Annotated in this window: 19 protein-coding genes; 12 read left to right on the forward strand and 7 right to left on the reverse strand. The window is 62.0% G+C overall.

What is annotated here, in order from left to right:
• Positions 1-336 precede the first annotated feature (336 nt).
• Positions 337-1,011, forward strand: a complete 675-nt coding sequence (locus QEN71_RS38275) for an antibiotic biosynthesis monooxygenase family protein (protein WP_201649797.1) — start codon at positions 337-339, stop codon at positions 1,009-1,011.
• Between the two features lie 79 nt (positions 1,012-1,090).
• Positions 1,091-1,282: a DUF2964 family protein gene (locus tag QEN71_RS38280; protein ID WP_201649796.1), complete on the forward strand. Its 192-nt coding sequence runs from the start codon at positions 1,091-1,093 to the stop codon at positions 1,280-1,282.
• A 41-nt stretch (positions 1,283-1,323) separates the two neighbouring features.
• On the opposite strand, the gene QEN71_RS38285 is transcribed toward QEN71_RS38280, so the two are convergent.
• Positions 1,324-1,524 (reverse strand): copper chaperone, encoded by a 201-nt coding sequence (locus tag QEN71_RS38285; RefSeq protein ID WP_201649795.1) that lies wholly within the window; start codon positions 1,522-1,524, stop codon positions 1,324-1,326.
• A gap of 510 nt (positions 1,525-2,034) precedes the next feature.
• Between QEN71_RS38285 and QEN71_RS38290 the strand changes: the two genes are divergently transcribed.
• From QEN71_RS38290 to QEN71_RS38310, 5 genes are all read left to right on the forward strand, one after another.
• Positions 2,035-3,636, forward strand: coding sequence for an MFS transporter (locus QEN71_RS38290; protein ID WP_201649794.1), 1,602 nt, complete (start codon positions 2,035-2,037; stop codon positions 3,634-3,636).
• A 12-nt stretch (positions 3,637-3,648) separates the two neighbouring features.
• Complete coding sequence (locus QEN71_RS38295) at positions 3,649-4,725, forward strand: HlyD family secretion protein (RefSeq protein WP_201649793.1); 1,077 nt, start codon at positions 3,649-3,651, stop codon at positions 4,723-4,725.
• Positions 4,722-6,263: an efflux transporter outer membrane subunit gene (locus QEN71_RS38300; protein WP_201649792.1), complete on the forward strand. Its 1,542-nt coding sequence runs from the start codon at positions 4,722-4,724 to the stop codon at positions 6,261-6,263. Before QEN71_RS38295 ends, QEN71_RS38300 begins: the two co-directional genes overlap by 4 nt.
• Before the next feature lie 81 nt (positions 6,264-6,344).
• Positions 6,345-6,605, forward strand: coding sequence for a hypothetical protein (locus tag QEN71_RS38305; RefSeq protein ID WP_201649791.1), 261 nt, complete (start codon positions 6,345-6,347; stop codon positions 6,603-6,605).
• A gap of 139 nt (positions 6,606-6,744) precedes the next feature.
• Positions 6,745-8,028 carry a cystathionine gamma-synthase family protein gene (locus QEN71_RS38310; protein WP_201649790.1) on the forward strand — a complete coding sequence of 428 codons (1,284 nt, stop codon included), beginning with the start codon at positions 6,745-6,747 and terminating at the stop codon, positions 8,026-8,028.
• 33 nt (positions 8,029-8,061) lie between these two features.
• Here the strand turns inward: QEN71_RS38310 and QEN71_RS38315 are convergent, their stop codons facing one another.
• Complete coding sequence (locus QEN71_RS38315; RefSeq protein WP_201649789.1) at positions 8,062-10,158, reverse strand: TonB-dependent receptor; 2,097 nt, start codon at positions 10,156-10,158, stop codon at positions 8,062-8,064.
• A 381-nt stretch (positions 10,159-10,539) separates the two neighbouring features.
• Here QEN71_RS38315 and QEN71_RS38320 point away from each other — a divergent pair, with 381 nt between their 5' ends.
• From QEN71_RS38320 to QEN71_RS38330, 3 genes are read left to right on the forward strand one after another with little or no spacing between them, the layout of a single operon-like run.
• Positions 10,540-12,858, forward strand: a complete 2,319-nt coding sequence (locus QEN71_RS38320) for a sigma 54-interacting transcriptional regulator (RefSeq protein ID WP_201649788.1) — start codon at positions 10,540-10,542, stop codon at positions 12,856-12,858.
• Entirely contained in the window at positions 12,848-14,065 is a 1,218-nt protein-coding gene (locus QEN71_RS38325) for an S-methyl thiohydantoin desulfurase domain-containing protein (protein WP_201649787.1), read from the forward strand. The genes QEN71_RS38320 and QEN71_RS38325 overlap by 11 nt, the downstream gene beginning before the upstream one ends.
• Complete coding sequence (locus QEN71_RS38330; RefSeq protein ID WP_201649786.1) at positions 14,062-14,787, forward strand: aspartate/glutamate racemase family protein; 726 nt, start codon at positions 14,062-14,064, stop codon at positions 14,785-14,787. The genes QEN71_RS38325 and QEN71_RS38330 overlap by 4 nt, the downstream gene beginning before the upstream one ends.
• 294 nt (positions 14,788-15,081) lie before the next feature.
• Here the strand turns inward: QEN71_RS38330 and QEN71_RS38335 are convergent, their stop codons facing one another.
• Positions 15,082-15,210, reverse strand: a complete 129-nt coding sequence (locus tag QEN71_RS38335) for a hypothetical protein (RefSeq protein WP_267909483.1) — start codon at positions 15,208-15,210, stop codon at positions 15,082-15,084.
• 269 nt (positions 15,211-15,479) lie between these two features.
• Between QEN71_RS38335 and QEN71_RS38340 the strand changes: the two genes are divergently transcribed.
• Positions 15,480-15,911, forward strand: a complete 432-nt coding sequence (locus tag QEN71_RS38340; RefSeq protein WP_233471769.1) for a helix-turn-helix transcriptional regulator — start codon at positions 15,480-15,482, stop codon at positions 15,909-15,911.
• 18 nt (positions 15,912-15,929) lie between these two features.
• Here the strand turns inward: QEN71_RS38340 and QEN71_RS38345 are convergent, their stop codons facing one another.
• Positions 15,930-16,385 carry a CBS domain-containing protein gene (locus tag QEN71_RS38345; RefSeq protein WP_201650000.1) on the reverse strand — a complete coding sequence of 152 codons (456 nt, stop codon included), beginning with the start codon at positions 16,383-16,385 and terminating at the stop codon, positions 15,930-15,932.
• Positions 16,386-16,589: 204 nt separating this feature from the next.
• Between QEN71_RS38345 and QEN71_RS38350 the strand changes: the two genes are divergently transcribed.
• Positions 16,590-17,087, forward strand: a complete 498-nt coding sequence (locus tag QEN71_RS38350; RefSeq protein WP_201649999.1) for an acyl-CoA thioesterase — start codon at positions 16,590-16,592, stop codon at positions 17,085-17,087.
• Here the strand turns inward: QEN71_RS38350 and QEN71_RS38355 are convergent.
• The 3 genes from QEN71_RS38355 to QEN71_RS38365 all read right to left on the reverse strand — a co-directional run bounded on the left by QEN71_RS38355 (position 17,084) and on the right by QEN71_RS38365 (position 21,046).
• Positions 17,084-18,541 (reverse strand): sensor histidine kinase, encoded by a 1,458-nt coding sequence (locus QEN71_RS38355; protein ID WP_201649784.1) that lies wholly within the window; start codon positions 18,539-18,541, stop codon positions 17,084-17,086. The two genes, QEN71_RS38350 and QEN71_RS38355, sit on opposite strands and share 4 nt — an antisense overlap.
• Before the next feature lie 348 nt (positions 18,542-18,889).
• Positions 18,890-19,594, reverse strand: coding sequence for a transcriptional regulator NanR (locus QEN71_RS38360; RefSeq protein WP_201649783.1), 705 nt, complete (start codon positions 19,592-19,594; stop codon positions 18,890-18,892).
• Between the two features lie 102 nt (positions 19,595-19,696).
• Positions 19,697-21,046 carry a type II toxin-antitoxin system HipA family toxin gene (locus QEN71_RS38365; RefSeq protein WP_201649782.1) on the reverse strand — a complete coding sequence of 450 codons (1,350 nt, stop codon included), beginning with the start codon at positions 21,044-21,046 and terminating at the stop codon, positions 19,697-19,699.
• Position 21,047 lies beyond the last annotated feature (1 nt).

Consider the following 21,047-nt stretch of genomic DNA (forward strand, 5'->3'; position numbering starts at 1 on the left):
CTGATTCCCGACTTCAGTTCAATACGACAGACCTGTTCGTTGGCAATCGCGCCTCTGGAACGGTCAGGTGCGCAATTGTAGGTGCGATCGCGAGCGCAATTATTGTCCATTAGGAAAACACAGCATTTCATCCGTCGACACCGTATCGCCTTCGACTTGAGCATGGCGCAAATCGAGCACTGATTGGCCCGTAATCCGGCACCTGCGCACTTCAAGAAAGCGGATTCATCTCCGACAATGAGTTCATCCACTGAGCGGTCCTGATGGCAACGTCAACAGATCATGACTTATTGCACTGCCGCCACTCGGTTAGCCAACCCGTCGAAGGAATGTGACATGTTTTCCGCAATGCTCGAAGTGAATCCCATCCCCGAACAATTCAACGCCTATCTCGGGATGGCGAAGATGTTGCGCCCTGAACTCGAACAGATCGATGGCTTCATCGACAACACGCGCTATGGGAGTCTGACTCGCGAAGGATGGCTGCTGTCTCTGTCCAGCTGGCGTGACGAAAAGGCGCTGGTTCGCTGGAGGACCACCGCCAACCATCACAAGATCCAGCAGGCCGCACGCGATCGCGTGTTCTCCGACTATCGCTTGCGCATCGGTCAGAACGTCGCGGATACGCACGTACCCGAAGGCCATGCTTTGACCGAGCAGCGTCTCGATGCAACCGAAGCAGGACTCGGCAAGGCGGTGACCTTGCTCGACGGGCACCGGTCGCCGGAATGGGTCAAGCAGGCTGGCGCGGACTCCGTTGCAGCGGCGCTCGGACTCGATCCCGCGGCACCCGGCCTGCTTGCGTGGGACGTGTTCGATGCGCTGCTGACGCCCGGCGATGTGATCGCTGTCGCGACGTGGGATGACCTCGAAGCTGCCGCAGCCTTCGAACGCGATGCGAAGTTGCCGGACGGTGTGCGTCTTCGGCATATCCGCGTCGTGCGCGAGTACGGCATGTATGACCGCCGCGAAGCGCCGCAGTACTTCGCAGAGGTCAAGCAGAACGCGTGAAGTTGCCAGCAGAAATGAACGTCGGCCGGGACTCATATACAGAGTCGAACCGGCCGACGTCTAACGGAGAGAGCAGAACATGTTTCAGCTAAAGCTGAGGTCCATTCTGTTGAAGATCAGTGTGTTCGTCGCAGTAGGCGCGCCCCTGGCGGCATTCAGCGGCATGTTCTCAGTCGACGAAGCGCTCACGCGCTACGCGGCCGCTGCCTGCGTGTTTGCAGTGGCAAGCTGCGTGCTGTTGCTGAAGTCAGCCTGCAACGACGAAGGCTGATCGATGTGACCGGTTGCGATCGCCGCCGGCCACTTCAAACGCTATGCCTCGACAATCGCCACGTCGTATTCTTCGTCGTGAAAAGCGACAAAGAACTCTTCCGGCATCAGCCATGAATCGACGCTCACCGTATTCGCACCGACGTTTACAGCGACTTTAGCATCGACGTCGACACTCTTCATTGCGCGTTCGATTCTGGAAATATCGTCCGCCTGAATAGCTTCTTTCACAGAGAATTTCATGTTCGCTCACCAATCAATAGCAGTTAAGTCAATTTCGACCTGTCAAATCTGTTTCAACACGCTTTGATTCTATCGACTACCCTATTTATCGTCGATGCGTGTATAACAACTGTGTGTTTCAGATTCACGCCGGTATCCGGGCATGTCATGACGAATTGATCCGGAGACCCTTGTATTGCAAAGCCGGGATCTTTCCTCATAAAAATACTCCCGATCGATCTTCAGACCGGCTATTCAAAATTGACTGGAAGGAAAAACACATTTTCCTCCCGATGATGTAATTGACCGATAAAGCGCATATGGCCAGATTCTTGAATGAAATGGCCTGAATCTTCGCACTCTGCGACTTTGATAAGCCTCGGCCGAATCCTAGAATTATTCACGTTATCGCACGGCAAAGTACTGCCGCAATTCCCGATTAATTAACCATGTAAATGACTTTCTGGTCATTGCACAGCTTATTCGGGGACGCGACGCATTTGTTCAGACCCATTGACCGAGCGCCCCGTTATGACGACTGCCAACCCACTGACGACTGAAGCGGCCACGACAGTTGTCCCGGCTGCGCCGGCAGCACCCGCGGCAACGCCCGCGCCCGCGCAACCCGAGATGTCGCTTCGTCTCGCGACGGGTCTGATCGGCATGTTGCTCGCGTCGCTGCTGGCGATCGTCAACGAACAGGTCACCGCTCTCGCGATGACGGACGTGCGCGGCGCGCTCTCGATCGGGCACGACGACGGCAGTTGGCTCACTGTCCTATTCGAAGCCGCCAATGTCTCCACGATGATCTTCGCGCCGTGGTTCGGCATGACGTTTACCTTGAAGCGGTTCACGCTCGTTGCCGTGATCGCGTCGATGGTGTTCGGCTTCCTGTGTCCTTTTGCGCCGAACCTGTCGACGTTTTACGTCTTGCGTGTGCTGCAGGGCATCGCGGGAGGCTGTCTGCCGCCCATGCTGATCATCGTGGCGCTGCGTTACCTGCCGCCGAAAATCAAGCTGTACGGGCTCGCGGGCTACGCGCTCACTGCAACTTTCGGCCCCACGATCGGCACGCCTCTTGCCGCGTTATGGACGGAATACGTCAGCTGGAAGATGGCGTTCTGGCAGATCGTGCCGTTCGGTCTGATCAGCTGCGCCGCGATCGCGTATGGCCTTCCGCAAGATGCGATGAAGCTCGAACGATTCCGCTCGTTCGACTGGACCGGCTTGCTCACGGGCTTACCGGCTGTCGCGATGCTCGTGATGGGTCTGCTGCAAGGCGATCGCCTCGACTGGTTCAATTCCTCGTTTATCTGCGTGATGCTCGTGGGCGGGGTGCTGCTTTTCGTGCTCTTTCTCGTCAACGAGTGGTATCACCCGCTGCCGTTCTTCAAACTTCAATTGCTGTATCGGCGGAATTTCTCACATGGGCTGACGACACTAGCGTGCGCCGTGACATTGCTGGTTGGTGTCGCGGTGATTCCGGCGCAGTTCCTCGCGAAGATTCATTCGTACAGGCCGCTGCAAACGGCGCCGTTATCTTTGCTCGTCGCACTTCCGTTGCTGATTGCGCTTCCTCTGACGGCCGCGCTTCTGAACATTCGCCGCATCGATTCGCGATGGGTCATGGCGTTCGGACTGTCGCTCATCGCGACGACCTGTTTCCTCGGCAGCTTCATGACGTCGGAATGGGTTCGCGAGAACTTCTACTGGCTTCAGTCGCTGCAGATCGTTGCGCAACCGATGGGGATTCTCGCGATCCTGATGGGCGTAACGACAGGCTTGCCGCCGACAGACGGTCCCTTCGCTTCGGCGATGTTCAACTCGCTCAAGTCATTTGCAGGCGTCGCGGCGACTGCGCTGATCGACGGCCTCGGCACGTCTCGCGAACATTTTCATTCGAGCATGCTGGTCGATCATCTGGGCAACAACGCGTTGATCGCGAGCCAGAGCATCGACGCCGCTCATGGTCTCGGCGAACTCGCGCACCGGGTTCACGAGCAGGCGGTCGTGCTCACGTCCGCCGATCTCTATCGCGTGATGGCGGTGATCGCCGTTGCCGTGCTTCTCCTCGTTCCAGTGCTGCCTGTGCGTATTTATCCGCCCTGGAGCACGCCGCCTTCCACTCGCTAAAGATCGATTCATATGTCACCCGTCATCCGACTTTCGCCCAAACTGGTTCGCATCGCCGCTGTTGTGGGCGTGCTTGCCGTCGCTGCCTGGGGCTGCACGAAGCTGCTTTCCCATTCCGACGCCGAGTCCACGAACGATGCCTATGTCACGGCCGATTTCACGCTGGTCGCGCCGCGCATCGCGGGCCAGATTTCCGAAGTCCTGGTCGAGGACAACCAGCAGGTGAAGGCCGGTCAGTTGATGGTGCGTATCGACGATCGCGACTATCAGGCGACCTTGCTGAGCGCGCAAGCCGATGTCGCGGCAGCCAAAGCATCCGTCGCGAACTATGACGCCGAGATTGTGCGGCACCCTAGCCTCGTCGATCAGGCGCGCGCCACGCTGCGTTCCGATGAAGCATCGATCGATTTCGCACGAGCCAATGCGGCGCGTTATCACAATCTGTCAGAGGCCGGCGCAGGCACGGCGCAAGAGCAGCAGCACGCGGCGAGCACGCTCGCCGAGCAGCTCGCGCAACAGGCGCACGACCGCGCCGCGCTGGCCGCGACCGAACAGAATCTCGATGTGCTGCGCACCCAGCGCGACAAGGCAGCCGGCGCGCTGGCGCATGCACAAGCGGTACTGGAGCAGGCGAAGCTCAATCTGTCATACACCGAGATTCATGCGCCTGTCGACGGCAAGGTGGGACGGCGCTCGGTGCGCGTCGGCGCATTCGTGACGCCCGGCGCGACGCTGCTCGCGATCGTCCCGCTTTCGGATGCGTATGTCGTCGCGAACTTCCAGGAGAACCAGATCACGAAGATGCGGCCTGGCGAGAGCGTGCGCATCACCGTCGACAGCTTTCCGGGCGTCGTGATCCAAGGGCACATCGACAGCCTCGCTCCCGCAACAGGCGTGAGCTTCGCGCCCATCGCGCCCGACAATGCCACAGGCAACTTCACGAAGATCGTGCAGCGCGTGCCCGTCAAGATCACGATTGATCCGGGTCAGGAAGCGGCTTCTGCATTGAGCGTAGGGCTTTCCGTCGAAGCCGAAGTCGCGGTGAACAAACGTGGCGATGCGAAGATTGCCGGAGCGGAAAAGAAATGAACGCGCGCGACTTGTCCTTTCGTACGCCCGCGTTGGCTGTACTGTTCAGCCTTGCGCTGAGCGGCTGTCTGGTCGGCCCGAATTTCGAACGCCCGGCGCAATCGTCGCCCAACGTATTCGATCGAACGCAAACCGCGCAGGCGCCGAGCAAGCCCGTCGAGTCCGGCTTCAACGCGCACTGGTGGGAACTCTTCAACGACCCTACGCTGAATGCGCTGGAACAGCAGCTTGCGGATGCGAATCTCGATGTGGCCGCTGCGTCTGCACGTCTGCGGCAAAGCCGCGCCGAACAGCGCGTCGCGGGCGCCGCGGAATATCCGACCTTGACGGGCGCTGCATCGTATAACCGCGAGCGCGGCAGCGAAAACGGCATTCTCTCTTTGCTCGGTGTCACGCCGACCAGCCAGCAACCGCAATCGGCGTCGGGCAGCGCACCGCTCGGTGTATCGGCGATGCCGGGTTCGAAAGGCTCGCCTGCCTACGATCTCTATCAGTTCGGCTTCGACGCTTCATGGGAAGTCGACATCTGGGGCCGCGTTCGACGCAGTGTCGAAGCGGCGTCCGCGCTGACGGACGCATCGTACGAAGAGCGCAATGCGGTGCTGTTGTCCGCGCGCGCCGAACTCGCGCGCGACTACATTCAGTTGCGCGACACGCAGGCGCTGCTGCAGATCGCGCAACAGAACCTCGACATCGCTCGCGACGCGACGAAGCTCACGAAAACTCGCGTGCGCGAAGGCGTAACGACGGATCTCGACGTCGCCAACGCATCGGCGCAGGAAGCGACGATCGAAAGTCTGATTCCGACGCTCGAATCGCGCAGAGAAACGACGATCAACGCAATCGGCGTATTGCTCGCGAAGGAGCCCGGCGCACTGCGGCAGATGCTCGTCGATCCGCGCGATGTTCCTCATCTTCCCGAGCAGGTGCCAATTGGATTTCCGTCCGAGCTGGCACAGCGCAGGCCCGACATCCGCAAGGCGGAAGCGCAGTTGCATGCGGCCACGGCGGCTATCGGCATGGCGAAGGCCGATTTTTACCCGCGCATTTCGCTCAATGGCAGTGCGGGCTTCCAGAGTCTGCAACTGTCGAATCTCGCCGATTGGGCGTCGGGGCAGTTCGTTGTCGGGCCGTCGATCACGCTGCCGATCTTCGAAGGCGGACGCCTCAAGGGAACGCTGCAATTACGCGAAGCGCAGCAGCAGGAAGCCGCCATCGTCTACAAGCGCACCGTGCTTCAGGCGTGGCGCGAAGTGGACGATGCACTGATCGTGTATGACGCCGAGCAGCAACGACACAATCGCCTTGAAGCCGTGGTCGATCTGAACCTGCGCGCGCTGTCGATTGCACGTCAGCGCTACAAGGCGGGAGCCGTCGACTTTCTCGACGTGCTGAATGTGCAAAAGCAGTTGCTCGATGCGCAAAGCAATCTCGAGCAAAGCAGAGCCGATGCCGCAGCGAACCTCATCACCTTGTGCAAGGTGCTGGGCGGCGGTTGGGAGTCGACGTATGTCAAAGCGGATGCTGCGCCTCATTGAAATGGCGGGCCCGCGTCGTGTAGTGCTTTTTTTCAAGCGCCGTGGAGAGGCTTTTGCGGCGCATCGTTTGTGGAGATCTGTATGAAGTCTTTGGTTCGCAATCTTGTCATCGTAGTAGCCGTCGCTGCGCCCGTCGTTTCGTTCGCTCAGGAGAACACACCTGCCGCTCAACCACAGCAGAGCAACGTGCAAACCTCAAGTTACGGCGGCACCGCGAGCGGAAAGGATCAGACGGGCTCGCAGCAGAAGGGCTTCGGCCTTCTGCATCGTCACGATGACAGCGTGCATGGCGACAACTGCGCAGGCCCTGTCAGTTACTGCAGCATCTTCTTCGGCAATTAATCGCGCCGACGTAGCGGCACGGCGCTTGCGCCCGATGCGTTAGCATGGAGAGGCGCGCCGGCGCGATCCTGAATGCTCATCGCGAGCTTTGATCGGATCCCAGCCGGCCTTCTTCCCACTGCCTTGCATGGAGCGAAGAATGCCCTACCGCAATTACCACAAGCGCAAGATCGCCGGCCGGAACCTGCATCCCGAAACGCAGATGATGTCCTATGGATACGATCCGTTCCTGTCGGAAGGGTCGGTCAAGGCGCCTGTCTTTTTGACCTCGACGTTCGCGTTCCGCACGGCCGAAGACGGCGCCGAGTTCTTCGATATGGTTTCCGGCCGCAAGCAGCTGCCCGAAGGCGAAAGCGCGGGACTCGTGTATAGCCGCTTCAATCATCCGAATCTGGAGATCGTCGAAGACCGGCTCGCGCTGCTCGACGATTCGGAAGCGGCCGCCGTCACTTCAAGCGGAATGGCTGCAATCGCAGCGATTCTGCTGGCTTTTTTGCGGCCCGGCGACTGCGTGGTTCAATCGGCGCCGCTCTATGGCGGAACCGAAACACTGATTTCGAAGTTCTTGCCCGAATGGGGCATCGCTTCGCAAGTGATCGACGATGGTCTGTCGATCGAAGCCATTCGCCATGCACTTGAAGCAGCTGCGCAACGAGGCAAAGTGCGGATGTGTTATGTCGAAACGCCGGCCAATCCGACCAATGCGCTTTTCGATCTGGAAGGCCTGCGGCAAGAAATCAATGCATTCGAAACACGTCACGGCTACCGGCCGCTTTCCGTGTGCGACAACACCTTGCTCGGTCCGCTGTTCCAGAAACCAGTGAATCAGGGCATCGACTTGAGCGTGTATTCACTCACGAAGTACATCGGCGGACATAGCGATCTGGTCGCGGGCGGCGTCACGGGCAGCAAGGAACTCATTACCAAAGTGCGCGCCATTCGAAGCACGTTCGGCTCGCAACTCGATCCGCATTCATGCTGGATGATCACGCGTTCGATGGAAACGCTCGTGCTTCGCATGGAGCACGCCGCGCGCAGCGGGACGACCGTCGCGCGCTGGCTCGCGAGCAATCCGTTCAAGCCCGTGAAGGTGCTGCACCCGGAACTGATCGACGATCCCGCTTATCAGGCGGTGTATCGGCGGCAATGCAGCGGGCCCGGTTCGACGTTTGCGTTTGTGCTCGATGGCGGCCGCGAACAGGCGTTCCGCTTTATCAACGGATTGACGCTTTTCAAATCGGCAGTGAGTCTGGGCGGCACGGAATCGCTGATCTGCCATCCTTCGTCGACGACGCATTCGGGCGTGCCCGTCGAAGCGCGGCTTGCCGCGGGCGTTTCCGATGGATTGATACGCGTGTCGGTCGGGCTCGAGCATCCCGACGATCTTATCGCCGACCTGTCGCACGCGCTCGAACACTGCTGACGCAATGAACCAACGCATGCGCAGGCGTCGATGTCAGAACGTCGTGCGCATGCCCACCATCACGCTGCGCCCGCCCTCGGGCGCGATATCGCGTACGACGGAACTCGCGTAACGGATGTCCTGATTCGTCAGGTTGTCGCCTCGCACATAAGCGAGCCAGTTGGTCGCGCCGACGTGGAACTTGTACGTGAAGATCAATCCGAGCCGCGTGTAGCTCGCGGTCGGCAGATCGTCTTCCGGCACGCGATGTTGCGCCCATGCGTGTTCCATTTCCGCTCGCGCGCCGAAGGGACCGTAGCCGTAGTCGACGGCGAGCGTCGCACGCAATGGCGAAATGCGCGGAAGCGGCTGCCCGGTGTCCATGTTGCGCGCGTGCGTGTAATCGCCGATCAGCGAGACGTCGACCTCATGCGCGCCCTTCTCGAACACGCGCCATTTGCTGTCGAGTTCGATACCGTAGAACTCGGCGCGCACGCCGCGATAGACGGCTTCGTTCAATGCGTCGTCGGTGCCGGCCGGTACGACTTCGTCGTCGTCATTGACGAGACGTCCCGTGTTGAATTCGGTCAGGTAGTTCCGGAAGCGGCTGTAGAACACGCCGACGCTGCCCTTGTTATGACCGCTGTCGAAACGCAACGACAGATCAGCGGATACGGCTTTTTCCTTCTGCGCATCCGGATTGCCGATCAGATATTGGCCCGTCGCGTCGTGCGGTCCGTTGGCGTAAAGCTCGTAAAGCGCCGGTGCGCGCTCCGTATAGCCGACATTGCCCGCTACGGCCCACACGGGCGTGAGCTTGTACAACGCACCGAGCGATGCACTGATCGCGTTGAAATCGCGATCGGTTGCGCTCGCGAACCTGTCGTTGCCGGCCGCCGTCGGCTCCTGCTTCACATGTTCGTAGCGCGCGCCTGCGCTCAACTTGAAGGCGTCGGTGACGTTCCATTCTTCGAGGCCGAACAGCGCCACGTTCGTAGTCTGCGTCGTGGGCACGAGCGCCTCGTCGCCGAGCGCGGAGAACGTGTTCTGGCTCAGCTGGATGCCGATCGCGCCTTCGAGCGGACCGAGCTTCCGATGCCGCGCCTCGATACGCGCTTCATAGCCGTGATTGCGAAACGTCGTGCCCGTCACGCCATTGTCGATCTCCTTATGCTCATAGTCCGTGTAGCCGAAGTCGAACTTGAGTTGCGAAAACGGCCCGTTGAGATTGCGCACTTCCGAAGCGAAGGCGACGTGATCCTGATGCATGCGCAAACGCACGTCGTCCTCGGCGACGGAGCCGTAGTTTGCCTCGTAGCCGTTGTACGAAAGACCCGCGTAGCCATCGGCCCATGTGTACGAACTGCCAACCGCGCCGCCATGCCAGCGGCCGTCGCTGTTCGGGATGCTGCCGTAGGCTTCGTCGGCGTCCGGACCGTCCAGCGCACGTTGCCGATCCGAATGCGCGAAGCCGGGAATGCGCTCCTTGCTGGTCTCGCGATCGAAAGCGTCGACGTGAAACGCGAACTGCCCGTTGCCGCCTTCGACCATCGCAGCGCCGGCGCGCGCGTTGTTCGCGCCGCCATAGCTGGCGTCGACGGCGCCGTCGATGCCCTTGATCGCTTCGCGCGGGATGCGGTTGTCGATCGTATTCACCACGCCGCCGATCGCGTTGCCGCCGTATAGCAGCGCGGCCGGTCCTCGCACGATCTCGACGCGCTCGATGGTCAGCGGTTCTTGCGGCACCGCGTGGTCATACGAGAGCGACGACGCATCCCACGCGGCCACGCCGTTCTGAAGCAACCGGATGCGATCGCCGTCCATGCCGCGGATGATCGGCCTGCCGACCATCGGCCCGTAAGTTGTCGTCGACACGCCGGGCAAGCCGTTCAACGTCTCGCCGAGCGAGTTGGTCTGCCGAAGCGTCAACGCATCGCCGTACAAAGCCGTGGCAGGCGAAATCAGATTCGAATCGCCCAGCGGATTGGCAGTGACGAACACAGGCGCCAGCGAGCCGCCCGGCGCAGCCGTCGGGTTATCGGCGGTGTTCTGGTTTTGTGACTGTGCGTGTGCGACGGCCGTCAGTAGCGTGAGATACAACGGCGACAGCTGGCGCGCGCGGGCGCGCTTGCGATGTTGGTTTCTTTTCACGATGTTGTTCTAGAGGTCCGTGATGTGTCCGGCCGCTACATTAAGAATGTTATAACGTTGCATTAAATAGACGGACCGGTGCTCGCATTGGGAACCACGATAAAGGCTTTGCCCCGACGATTCCTCCCCGTCCCCAATGTTGGCGCAATGATATAACGTAACATTTTCTGCGTAAACCGCAAACACTAAAGCGCCGTCGATGAAATGCCGTTATCGCCCGTAGATGCGTCGCCTGCGACACGACGCAAGACGTTTTATTTCCACGGATCAAGTCGGCGACAACCCGTCATACTTCCACTTTTTCTGCGGACGACCCGCGCCATTGGAACGACAACGGCGCAGGCGTAGCGCGATGCGGGTCTATCTGGAGCCCACTTTGCAATGAGTTCGCCCCCAGTCATTCCGTTTGCCCAAAACAAGACGAATCCCGGCGCATTCGTCGGCGCCGCTCCCGCGTTTCGTCAACTCGTCCGTCTGATCGACCGCGTCGCGCCGACCGATCACGCCCTGCTCATCTTCGGCCCGACGGGTTCGGGCAAGGAACTCGTCGCGCGTCGCGTGCACATGCGCAGCCTGCGTCACGACCAGCCGTTCGTCGATGTGAACTGCGGCGCGATTCCCGAGCATCTCGTCGAAGCCGAACTGTTCGGGCATGTGAAAGGCGCGTTCACTGGCGCCGCCGACAATCGCCAGGGACTGTTTCAGCAGGTCGGCAAAGGCACGCTGCTGCTCGACGAAATCGGCGAATTTCCGCTCGCGCTGCAACCGAAGCTGTTGCGCGTGCTCGAAACGCGCACCTTCCGTCCGATCGGTTCGTCGACGAATGTGCGCTTCGAAGGACGCGTCGTCGCCGCGACGCACCGTGATCTGCGCGAACTCTCGCGCGAAGGACGTTTCCGCGAAGACCTGTTTTATCGGCTCGCGGTGTTCGTGCTCGGCGTGCCCGGTCTTGAACAGCGCGTCGAAGACATCCCCGCGCTCGTCACGCATTTCGCTTCGCAGCAGCCGCGCAGTCTGGAGTTTTCGCCCGCCGCCATCCGGCGGCTTAGCCAGCACACGTGGCCCGGACACATCCGGCAGTTGCGCAATCTGATCAGCCAGTTGAGCGTGCTAGCCGAAAACACGCTGATCGATGTCGATACGCTCGAACCGTTTCTCGCCAACGAAGCATCCGGCCCGGTCTCGCGCGCGAGTCTCGCCGACATGCTGCTGCAACTCGACGGCCGCGACAAACTCGCCGCCGCCGAAGATCTGCTGATCGACCGCGCGCTCGAACGGACGGCGGGCAACAAGAGCGCCGCCGCGACGCTGCTCGGTGTGGGCCGGAAGACGATCGAGCGGCGGCTCAAGTCGCGCGAAGAACATCATCGCGAGGCGCACAAGTGCCTCGAACATGCGACCGCGCTGATCGCCGAATCCCGTTTCGCGGAAGCCATTCCGCCGTTGCGCCGCTGTCTCGACGTCTTGCAGGCGAACAACGAACAGGACTCGGTGCGGCGTCTGCAATTCGACGCGTACCGGATGCTCGGCATGAGTCTGCGCAGCGTGCACGGCTGGCTGTATGCCGAGGCGACCGCCTGCTACGCGGCGGCGCTGGCTGTCGGCGAAGGCGTCTGCGAGCCGGCCGAAATCGCCGCGATCCAGTTCGGCGTCTGGACCACGCAACTGACCACGCTGCAACTCAAGCAGGCGCGCGCCACCGCGCAGGACATGCTGCAACGCGCGCAGAACAGCGGCGATCGCGTTTCGCTCGACGAAGCCCACGTCGCGATGACCAACACGCTCTTCTGGCTCGGCGACAGCGAGGAAGCGCTGGCGTGTCTCGCGCGCGGCAATCTGCTCGGCGTGGGGCGTCACGACATGCGCACGGGCTCGCAGGGCATCGACCTCGCCAGCCTCGCGCTGACGTTCGAAGGACTCGCCGCGTATCAGATCGGCGCATTCGCGCAGGCGCGCCGCGCGATGGAAATGCTGATCGCGCGCGCCTCCGAGCCGGGACCGCACGCGTTCGCGCACGCGGTCAACCTGCAAGGCGCGTCGTGGCTCGCGTGTCTCTTCGACGACGCCGAGCGCCTCGGCCGCCTCGCGAGCGAACTCGAATCGGTGTCCATCGCGAATGGCTTCGCGTTCTATCGCGGCGTCGGGCAGATCCTGCGCGCGTGCGATCTCAGCAAGCGCGGCCATTCCGACGAAGCCGAAACGATCATGCTCGACGGCTTCGACAATCATGTCGTCTGCAACGGCGGTGCGCTGTTCTACTCGTTCATGGCGTGGCAGCACGGCGAACTGCTGCTGCGCGCCGGCCGCGCGCATACCTGTGACGAGATGCTCGCCAAGGCCGTCGATGAAACGCTGGCGCGCCAGGAGCGCGTCTATCTCGGCGAGCTGCTGGTCACGCGAGCGCGCGCGCAATGGGCGATCGGCGATCTGACCTCGGCAGAACAGGGGCTTCGCGCCGCGCTGTCGACGGCCCTCGCGTTCGGCTCGGTGCCGGCGCGCGTGGACGCGGCGCGCTATCTCGCTACTTTGCTTCAATCGACGGACCGCCGCGCCGAAGCGATCGACACGCTCGAACGCGGACTGCGCGCGCTGCCGCCGGACCCGACAACCCGGATCGCCAGCGCAGTCGCGTTGCTCGCGGAGCTCCGGCAAGAGGTTTCGCTCGACAACGACAACGAAGGAATCGCACATGGCCTATGAGATACGACGGGAAGATCTGGAACCGCTGCTGCTCGGCGCAGCGTTTTTTGGCAGCGGAGGCGGCGGCACGATCGAATCCGCGCGGCATCTGGCTGCGCATTTCGTCGCCGGCGACTATTACCCGACGGACTCGGTGAAAGTCGTCTCCGTCGATGAAGCCACGGAAGGCGCAGCCGTGATGGTCGCGTATCTCGGCGCGCCGGAAGCGATCAACACGGCCACGTATCCGCTCGGACCGGTGACGGCCGCGCAGAACGTTCAGGCTCGGCTCGCGTCGCAGTCCACGAAGCTCGCCTATGTGATGCCGCCTGAAAGCGGCGCGCTGGGCTTCACGGTCGCGGCACTCGTCGCGGCGAAGCTCGGCCTCGCCGTGATCGACGCGGACGGCGCGGGACGTGCCGTGCCTTCGCTGCCGATGCTCACGTTCGCCGCCGCCGAAATCGATCCGCGCCCGGCGTTTCTCGTGAGTCAGGGCGGTCTGAGCGTCGAACTCGATGTGACGCCGCGCCAGGGCAGCAACGGCGGATCGACGCATCAGCGCGACGTATCTGCGATCGTCGAACAGATGATGCGGCCCGTCGTCGCCGATCCTGAGTTCGGCCAGTTCGGCGGCCTCGCGATGTGGGTCATGACGCCCGCCGACATCGGCCGTGCAACGCCGATCCGCGGCACGCTGACGCGCGCGCTGGAACTCGGACGCGCGGTGCAGGCCGGCCAGATCGGCAGCGTCGAACAGATGACGCGCTATCTGAAGGAGCGCTGCGGCCTTGCCGTGCGCGCGATTTCGGAACCGGGCGAACTCGTGTCGGCGGAAGTCGATACGGCGGGCGGCTTCGATGTCGGCAAGATCCGCGTGCAGTCCGGCTCGCACACGTACACGGTGATCTACCAGAACGAATCGCTGCTCGTCTGGGACAGCAAGCGCGCGCATCCCGTCGTGCTGGCGCCGGACAGCGTCGCGTATTACGTCGGCGGCGAAGGCCAGTCGATCTTCTCCAACGGCGACCTCGTGCAGGACGACGGCAAGCTGAATCCGGCCATCGGCAAGCGCCCCGTCACGCTGATCGCGTGGCGCGCCGAAGCGGAAATCAGCAAGCCGGGACTGAATCTCGACAGCTTCGTGCGGGCGCTGAACGCGCTCGGCTATCTCGGACCGTACGTGCCGCTCGACAAGCTCGCATCCATTCATCAAGGAGACGCCTCTTGAACGCGCCGCTTCGCATCTGCGTGCTCGTGCCCGTCGCGACATCGCAATACAACGACCGCATCATGAAGGCGATTGCGCCCGTCCTGCCGCCCGACGTGCAGGTCGAGATCCGCAACATCACGCGCGGGCATCCCGATATCGAGAACCGTACGAACTGGCTGCAAAACGGCATGCCCGTGGTCGAACTGGCGCAGTCGATCGCTAACGACGGTTTCGACGGCATCTGGCTGACCGACTTCGACATGTGCGGCGTCGAAGCGGCGCGCGAGGTGATCGACATCCCGATCATCGGCGGCTTTCCGGCGTCGGCGTTCGCGGCGCTGATGCTCAGCCAGCGCTTTTCGATCGTCACGATCCTGCAAAGCACGCTCGCGATGCAACGCGGCCATCCGCAGACCTACGGCATCCAGGACACGTTCGCGTCGATTCGCGCGATCGATTGCCCCGTCGCGCAGCTCGACAACATCGACGTGGTCGTCGTGCGTACGTTCGAGGCCGCGCTGACGGCGATCAAGGAAGACGGCGCGCAGGCGATCCTGCTCGGCTGCACGGGTTTCGTCGATGTCGCGAGTCGCGTCTCCACGCTGCTCGGCGAGGCGCTCGGCAGCTACGTGCCCGTGATCGATCCGAACCAGGCCGGCTTCAGTTTTCTTGTTTCGCTGGTGCGCATGCGCGTGCGGCCCAGCCGGTTGACGTACAGCAAGGTCAGTCTGCAATCGTAGACAACGCGCTGCTTCGGCAGCGCTTTTCTCCGGCGCGGCGCCCTCCGCCGCGCCCGGCTTCGCTTTTTCTCCCCGCCAACACTTCTCCGTGCCGTCCAGCGCGCGCGGTGCCATGCGCTTTCCTTTTTCGCTCTCGCAGTGGACGGATCGGGCGAATCATCACCACGAAAAGCATCAATTGGCCGTAATCGTCCATCGCCTCAAAGTGCACTGGTCGAAATCGTCCACTTCGTCAATGTCCAGGTCGGGGTTTTCCCGTTGCGCAAGGCCCTTGCTCAATGGCACGGCGATTGCTCAAGAGTTGGACTGATCTTCACGCTCCTGTTGCCTGTCGATCGCCAGTTGAGAGAGGGCCGTGGTGCTGTTGTAGAGCTTGTAGCCGTAGACGTCGGTGTCAACAACGTGGCGATCGATTGCTTCCACAGAGAAGTGCGTCGCTTTACCCGAAACGGCGGAGCTCGTCTGGCGAAGTGTCAGGCGACCCGCCTCGTGGCCCGGCCGCCGCCGCCGAATCTCCGAGGGCAGGCAGCGGCGGCCCGGTAAGCGAAGAGTCTGGCCGCATCGCTCGATAAGCGTCCGGCAGGGCTCCCGCAAAGAACAAATTTCGCATGGACCATTGCGCTACTACATTTGACATCCGTTGCCGTTCGCAAGACGGAATCGGCCCGGCCTGGCCGGTTGCGTACGCAAGCGTGTATGTCACGACGCCCGGCCCGGTCAGCTATCCGGATGACGACAGTGCTGCCACCGAGCCGCGCGCCGTCATGGTCGATCAGGTGCGGCGCTACGTTCAGGCGCATCTGTGCGACGACGAACTGTCGCCCGAAAGCGTACTGACCGCGCTGCAGCTTCCGCGCTCGACGCTGTACCGGCTGTTTCAGCACGAAGGCGGACTGGGCGCTTACATCCGTCATCTCAGGCTGCGTCACGCAGCGGACGATCTCGTCCGCTATCCGCACACGCTGGTGCTGGATATTGCTTTCGGACTCGGCTTCAAGAGCGCGTCGGTGTTCACGCGCGCGTTCCGGCGTGCTTATGGGATGGCGCCGCAGGAATACCGCGCGCTGGGCGGCAAGGGAAGCGACGTCATGTCGATTCCCGCGCTGGCGCCGCTACCCGCTTGAGCAGCGCTTAACCCGCACTTAATCGCGCGCTGCCGGTTCCGCCTCGGCATCCGCCGATTTAGGCGAACCCAGCACGTCGGCGCAGACCTTCAGCAGATCGCGCCAGCTGACGATCCCCACTGGACGAAACGCTCCATCGACGATCGGGATGCACGAGATCGGATGGTTCAGGAACAACTGGATCGCGTCCGTCACGTCGGCGTCCGGGCGCAGCGTGACCGGCTTGCGGCTCATGATCTGATGCACGCGCCGGCTCAACGTGCCGATATCGCGCTGCGTCTCCACCACACTGTCGATGAACGGGCTGAGCGCGCGCAACAGATCGCGGTCCGACACGACGCCCTGCAACGTCCGGTCTTCGACGACCAGCAGGTGATGAAACCCCGACTGCTCGAAAATATCCTTGACGGTTTCGAGTGGGTCGTCGAAGCCGACCGTCACGACGCGCTTCGTCATCAGATCTTCTACTTTCATCATTGAACTCTCTGTTTCTCCTGTGAGGCCCCGCGCAGAGCGGAACCGCCCGCCGCCGTTTCAACGTGTGATTCGTGTGCTAATGATTCAACACGTTTAACGGCATCCAGAATGGAAACTCAAACCGAGGGGCCAGAATTGGGGCGTTCCTTCATGCAGAAGGAATGCGTGGCCGCCGCATGCGGCCATCCCAAGGAGCAATGCATGTTGACTCGCGAAGCAATCCCTCAGGTTCTGTCACGTACGTCCTCGCTGCTGTCGACGGAGATGATCGAAGGATCGCCACAGAAGACCTTTCACCACGTCATCGACATTTACCTCAAGGACTCCAATGCCTTCATGAACACCTATTTCGCCCGCTATTTCGAATGGCAGGGCATCTGCCGGGAACGCTGGTTCCATGAGTGCATTCACAACAATCTGCTGGCCGCAGGGGGCACCTTTGTCACGAAACGCGCGCATCAGGAATACGTGCAGGAGACGTTTCCGTTCCAGCGCGTCGACTGCTACCTGAACACGTTCCAGGTCCGGCAATGTTCGGCGTATCTGCTGTTCCGCTTCTGCGTCGACGGGCGTCCCGTGTCGCACGGCTATCAGCAGATCCTGTTTGCCGGAACGGACAAGCGGATCCGGCGTTTTCCGGAAGGGATCATCGAGCGGGTCAAGGAATATGAAGTGATCCTGCCGCCCGTCACGAACTAATTGATCTCACGCTGCCCGGCGCGCGAGCGTCGGGCCTTAACGGGCGGATCGTGCGCTGCGCGGTCCGCCATCGAACCAGGCTCCGGCAGCCGCAGCGTGAAGGTGGTCAGCACGCCCGGCGTCGACGCGCACGAGATCGTCCCGCCGAACGCGTCGCACACGCGCCGGCAGAACTCGAGCCCCATGCCGCCGCCCTGGCCGGGCGGTTTGGTCGAATAGAACGGATCGAAGATGTGCGGCAGGATGTCGGGCGCGATGCCCGGACCCGTATCGTTGAAATGGATCACGCAGAAGCCGCCGTCGCGTCCCGCGCTGATCGTGATGTTGCCCAGGCCGCTCGCCTCGATCGCGTACAGCGCGTTCTTCAGCAGGTTGAACAGCACGAAGACGAACAGCGAATCCGTGCCAGAGAAACGCAGTTGCGGATCGATCGGAATGACAGAGACACGACCGCGCTCACCCGGCTGAAACGGATAGCGATCCAACGCCGAATCGACGCAATGGCGGATCGATTGCGGACCGAAGCTGCGTCGATCGAGCCGGTCCAGCGTGAACGACGCGAGCGACATCTCGACGACCGTGCTCGTGCTGTCGATCTGACGGCGAATCGCGCGCGTCAGAGTAGGCAGGCGCTCCGACTGCCCCGGATACAGACCGTTGACGAGCAGTTGATGCCGCACGGCGAGCTGATAGCCGCGTAGCAACTCCGGCAGCGCGTTGCCGAGTTCGTCGGCATGCATGCCGATCACTTCGAGCGGCATCGCGACTTCCTGTGCGACCGTCGCGGCGAGAAAGTACTGGCGCATCAAGCCGTGCCGCACGATGGTGACGGCGAGAATGCCCAGACTGATCGCGATGAAGATCACGCCGGGCGGATAGAACACGTAACCGTAGTTGACGGCGTAATCGCCTGCCGCGACGGAATACAGACACAGGCTGACGAGACAGAGACCCAGCAGGCGGCGTCGATGACGCGCGCGCGCCTGACGCCGCGACACGATCAGCAGCCATCCGCTGCGGCCCGCGAGCATCACCGTCTGCAGCACATGCACGGGATGCAGTCGCCCGGCCTTCGGATAGTCGCCGAAAAAATGGCTGCCGAAGCCGGCCACGACTTCATCGCTCGTCACCAGCAGCACGGCAAGGATCACGCACAGCGCATACGACGCCATCAGCAGCGGCCGCTCGTCGCGCCGCTCCGTGAGTTCGATGACGAAGTGATAGAAGGTGGTCGGCAGGAACAGGATGAAGAAGTAGCCCGCCTTGACGAGCACTCCCGCCGCTTCCGGACTCGTCGACTGGAACAGGAACGCCCACGTGCCCTGCCACGCAAACGTTGTCATGCACATGAGCGCAAAGGGCGCCGATAAACGCGTCACGCCCTCCGTCAGCAGGACGTACACACCGAAGCCCAGGAACAGCGCGGATACGAACGCTGGCAAGGTCGAATACATGATGCCTTATAGGTGTTTCGCCGCTGATTGTCCCTCGGCAGGCTGAAGCTGACGGATGAGCGGCAGGAAATCCGGCAGCGGGCAAACAGCCTGTCGCGCCGGGAAAATCAAGCGACTCACGTTCGTCATCAGCACAGCGGCGTTGTTGTTCTTCGGTCGCACTGGCATCGTGTTCGTGCCAGGCTGTCGGGCGTGTTTCGGCTCTTGCTGCCCGTAGCGAATACCCCCGCGGTGCCAAGATTCTAGCGCAACAAATCCACCTGCTCCGCGCTCGAAACGCACTGCACGCGTCCCGATGCGTCCGCAAAGCCGGCAATGAATTTGCCCGCGAAGCTGTAGACGTCGGCCTTACTTGCTCAGCTTGCGGTAGAGATCGTTGGCGCGCGACAGATGCGCGTGCATCGCTTCCGCGGCGGCGTCGCCATCGCGCTTCGCAATGGCATCGACGATGCGCTGATGCTCCGCGAGCGTCAGCTCTTCCGCGCCGGGCGCGCGAACCAGCGGACGATAGTACTCGCCTGCCCAACGGAACAGCGACTCGACGATCGAAGGAAAGATGGGATTGCCGCTGATCTTGGCGATCTCGCGATGAAACGCCATGTCGCGCTCGATGAACTCTTCGAGGTTGACCATCGACGCGCGATGCTGCGCGACGCTCAGTTGCAGCCGCGCGACGTCTTCTTCGGTAGCGCGTTCGGCGGCCATGCGCGCCGTGCCCGTTTCGAGAAAGAGGCGCGCGTGCTTCAGATGTTCGAGCATCTCGGGATCGGTGCGCAGCAGATGCATCGCGCCGCTTGCGATCTGGCCGATCAGCCGGTCGGCCGTCGGCACGACGACGCGCGCGCGCTCGCCGTGTACGATCTCGACGATGCCCGAGCGTTCGAGCGTCTGTAGCGCTTCGCGCACGGCAGGCCGCCCGACGCCGTAGATTTCCATCAGTTCGCGTTCAGATGGCAGCTGCGCGCCGGGCGCGATTTCGCCCGAGCGGATACGCTCCATCAAACGGTCCACGACTTCCTGGTACAGCTTCCGACGCGGGATGATCTCGCCCATTACATGTATGCGACAAGCTTTCTGGTGTAATGACAATACCATACACCGGTTGATGCTTGCGTGGAACCGTCGGGTGCTTCTGAGGCTTTGCAGCCGAACGCGTCAGCTTGCGGACATGCTCTCCAACGCGCGCGCCGCCGCCAGCATACCGCCCAATATCTTGTCCGCCACTTGCTCCGAGAATCCTTCGGGCAGTTCGCCGCGCACTTTCTCTACGACTTCAGGCGTGCGGGCGATGATCTCCTGCAGAAGCGGTTCGGCGTTATCGCCATAGCCGACTTTCCTGGCCGTGCTGTTGAAGTGCCGCCGCTCGATTTTATGCACCTGATAGTGCTTGTTCTTTCCGAGCAAGGCCATCGCCAGTTTGATTTCCTGATCGACCCACTGATTCGGCCCATCACCGATGACGGGATAAGCCGACATCACGTCATACATCGGCGTCAGCCTGAAGCGACCCGCGTCGCCGGCTTGCAACTGGATGCTGAAGTTTTTGGCGTGACCGTCCGGCGCCCGCATCATCCAGAAAATAATCTGCGAAGCCATGAGCGTGCGCATGTCCTCTGCCGCCTGCTGTGACTGCTGCAAAAGCGTGAAGAGCTTCTGGAGACCCGGACCGCCCTCGTTCTCGTATTTGACCAGCGGCGAGGTGCCCGTTGCCTGGCAGAAGTCTTCCTGAATCAGCCGGAACAGCTGCTTGCCGCTGCGCGAGAGCACCCGGTCGAAACGCTCGACGACGAGCACGCGTTGCGTGCCGAACGTTTCGATGCGCGCCTCTGCTGTCGGCAGTCCGTACTCCTTGAGGAGCCGCATGCACAGCCACTCGTTGTCGACGGACGTGGTGAAGTCGGCCTTGCGCCCGCCCACCATGCCGATAGGCAGCTTGAAGATATGCGTCGTCGGTGTTGCGCCGCGCGGCTTCATCCACTGGCCGTCCCACCACAGAAACGCGTCCTTTTCCTGCGCGCCCGCTAGCGAGATGCGGAAGTCGTCATCGGGATCCCTTCCCGCGGCGAAACGCTCCGGACTGACGACTTCGAGCAAATGCCGCTCGATGGCTTCCTCGTCGACGACGATACCTTCGACCTTGTCGATCCCTTCCGGCATCGCGCCGTCGGGCAAGAGTTGAAGCGCCCCAACGCAATCGCGACCGATGACGGCCAGCAGATCGAACGCTTCGATCGAGCCGGTCTTGAAGCGTGCGGCCACTCGCCTGCGAATCGTCTCGTTGTCCGGCAGCAAGCCGTCGAAGTAGTGGGAGACACTGTCTCCTTTGAGCGGTTCGTTGTGGAGATTGAATGGCAGCGACAGGGAGATCGGACGCCCGCGCGGCGAGTCGCGCCAGGCGGCGTCGTACTGCAGCTCGGACGCCCCGTTGGCGTTGACCGTCCAACGCCCGACCAGATCACCGTTGGCCCAGAGGGAAAGCGTCTGGCTATGCGAGCGGCGACCCATG

The sequence above is a fragment of the Paraburkholderia sabiae genome (assembly GCF_030412785.1).
In the GTDB taxonomy this organism is placed as follows: domain Bacteria; phylum Pseudomonadota; class Gammaproteobacteria; order Burkholderiales; family Burkholderiaceae; genus Paraburkholderia; species Paraburkholderia sabiae.

Bases quoted from the DNA above. Each gene is read 5' to 3' on its own strand.
- QEN71_RS38300 (WP_201649792.1), top strand. From the start codon at position 4,722: ATGAACGCGCGCGACTTGTCCTTTCGTACGCCCGCGTTGGCTGTACTG.
- QEN71_RS38325 (WP_201649787.1), top strand. From the start codon at position 12,848: ATGGCCTATGAGATACGACGGGAAGATCTGGAACCGCTGCTGCTCGGC.
- QEN71_RS38305 (WP_201649791.1), top strand. From the start codon at position 6,345: ATGAAGTCTTTGGTTCGCAATCTTGTCATCGTAGTAGCCGTCGCTGCG.
- QEN71_RS38345 (WP_201650000.1), bottom strand. From the start codon at position 16,385: ATGAAAGTAGAAGATCTGATGACGAAGCGCGTCGTGACGGTCGGCTTC.
- QEN71_RS38320 (WP_201649788.1), top strand. From the start codon at position 10,540: ATGAGTTCGCCCCCAGTCATTCCGTTTGCCCAAAACAAGACGAATCCC.
- QEN71_RS38310 (WP_201649790.1), top strand. From the start codon at position 6,745: ATGCCCTACCGCAATTACCACAAGCGCAAGATCGCCGGCCGGAACCTG.
- QEN71_RS38365 (WP_201649782.1), bottom strand. From the start codon at position 21,046: ATGGGTCGCCGCTCGCATAGCCAGACGCTTTCCCTCTGGGCCAACGGT.
- QEN71_RS38280 (WP_201649796.1), top strand. From the start codon at position 1,091: ATGTTTCAGCTAAAGCTGAGGTCCATTCTGTTGAAGATCAGTGTGTTC.
- QEN71_RS38295 (WP_201649793.1), top strand. From the start codon at position 3,649: ATGTCACCCGTCATCCGACTTTCGCCCAAACTGGTTCGCATCGCCGCT.
- QEN71_RS38350 (WP_201649999.1), top strand. From the start codon at position 16,590: ATGTTGACTCGCGAAGCAATCCCTCAGGTTCTGTCACGTACGTCCTCG.
- QEN71_RS38285 (WP_201649795.1), bottom strand. From the start codon at position 1,524: ATGAAATTCTCTGTGAAAGAAGCTATTCAGGCGGACGATATTTCCAGA.
- QEN71_RS38290 (WP_201649794.1), top strand. From the start codon at position 2,035: ATGACGACTGCCAACCCACTGACGACTGAAGCGGCCACGACAGTTGTC.
- QEN71_RS38355 (WP_201649784.1), bottom strand. From the start codon at position 18,541: ATGTATTCGACCTTGCCAGCGTTCGTATCCGCGCTGTTCCTGGGCTTC.
- QEN71_RS38275 (WP_201649797.1), top strand. From the start codon at position 337: ATGTTTTCCGCAATGCTCGAAGTGAATCCCATCCCCGAACAATTCAAC.
- QEN71_RS38360 (WP_201649783.1), bottom strand. From the start codon at position 19,594: ATGGGCGAGATCATCCCGCGTCGGAAGCTGTACCAGGAAGTCGTGGAC.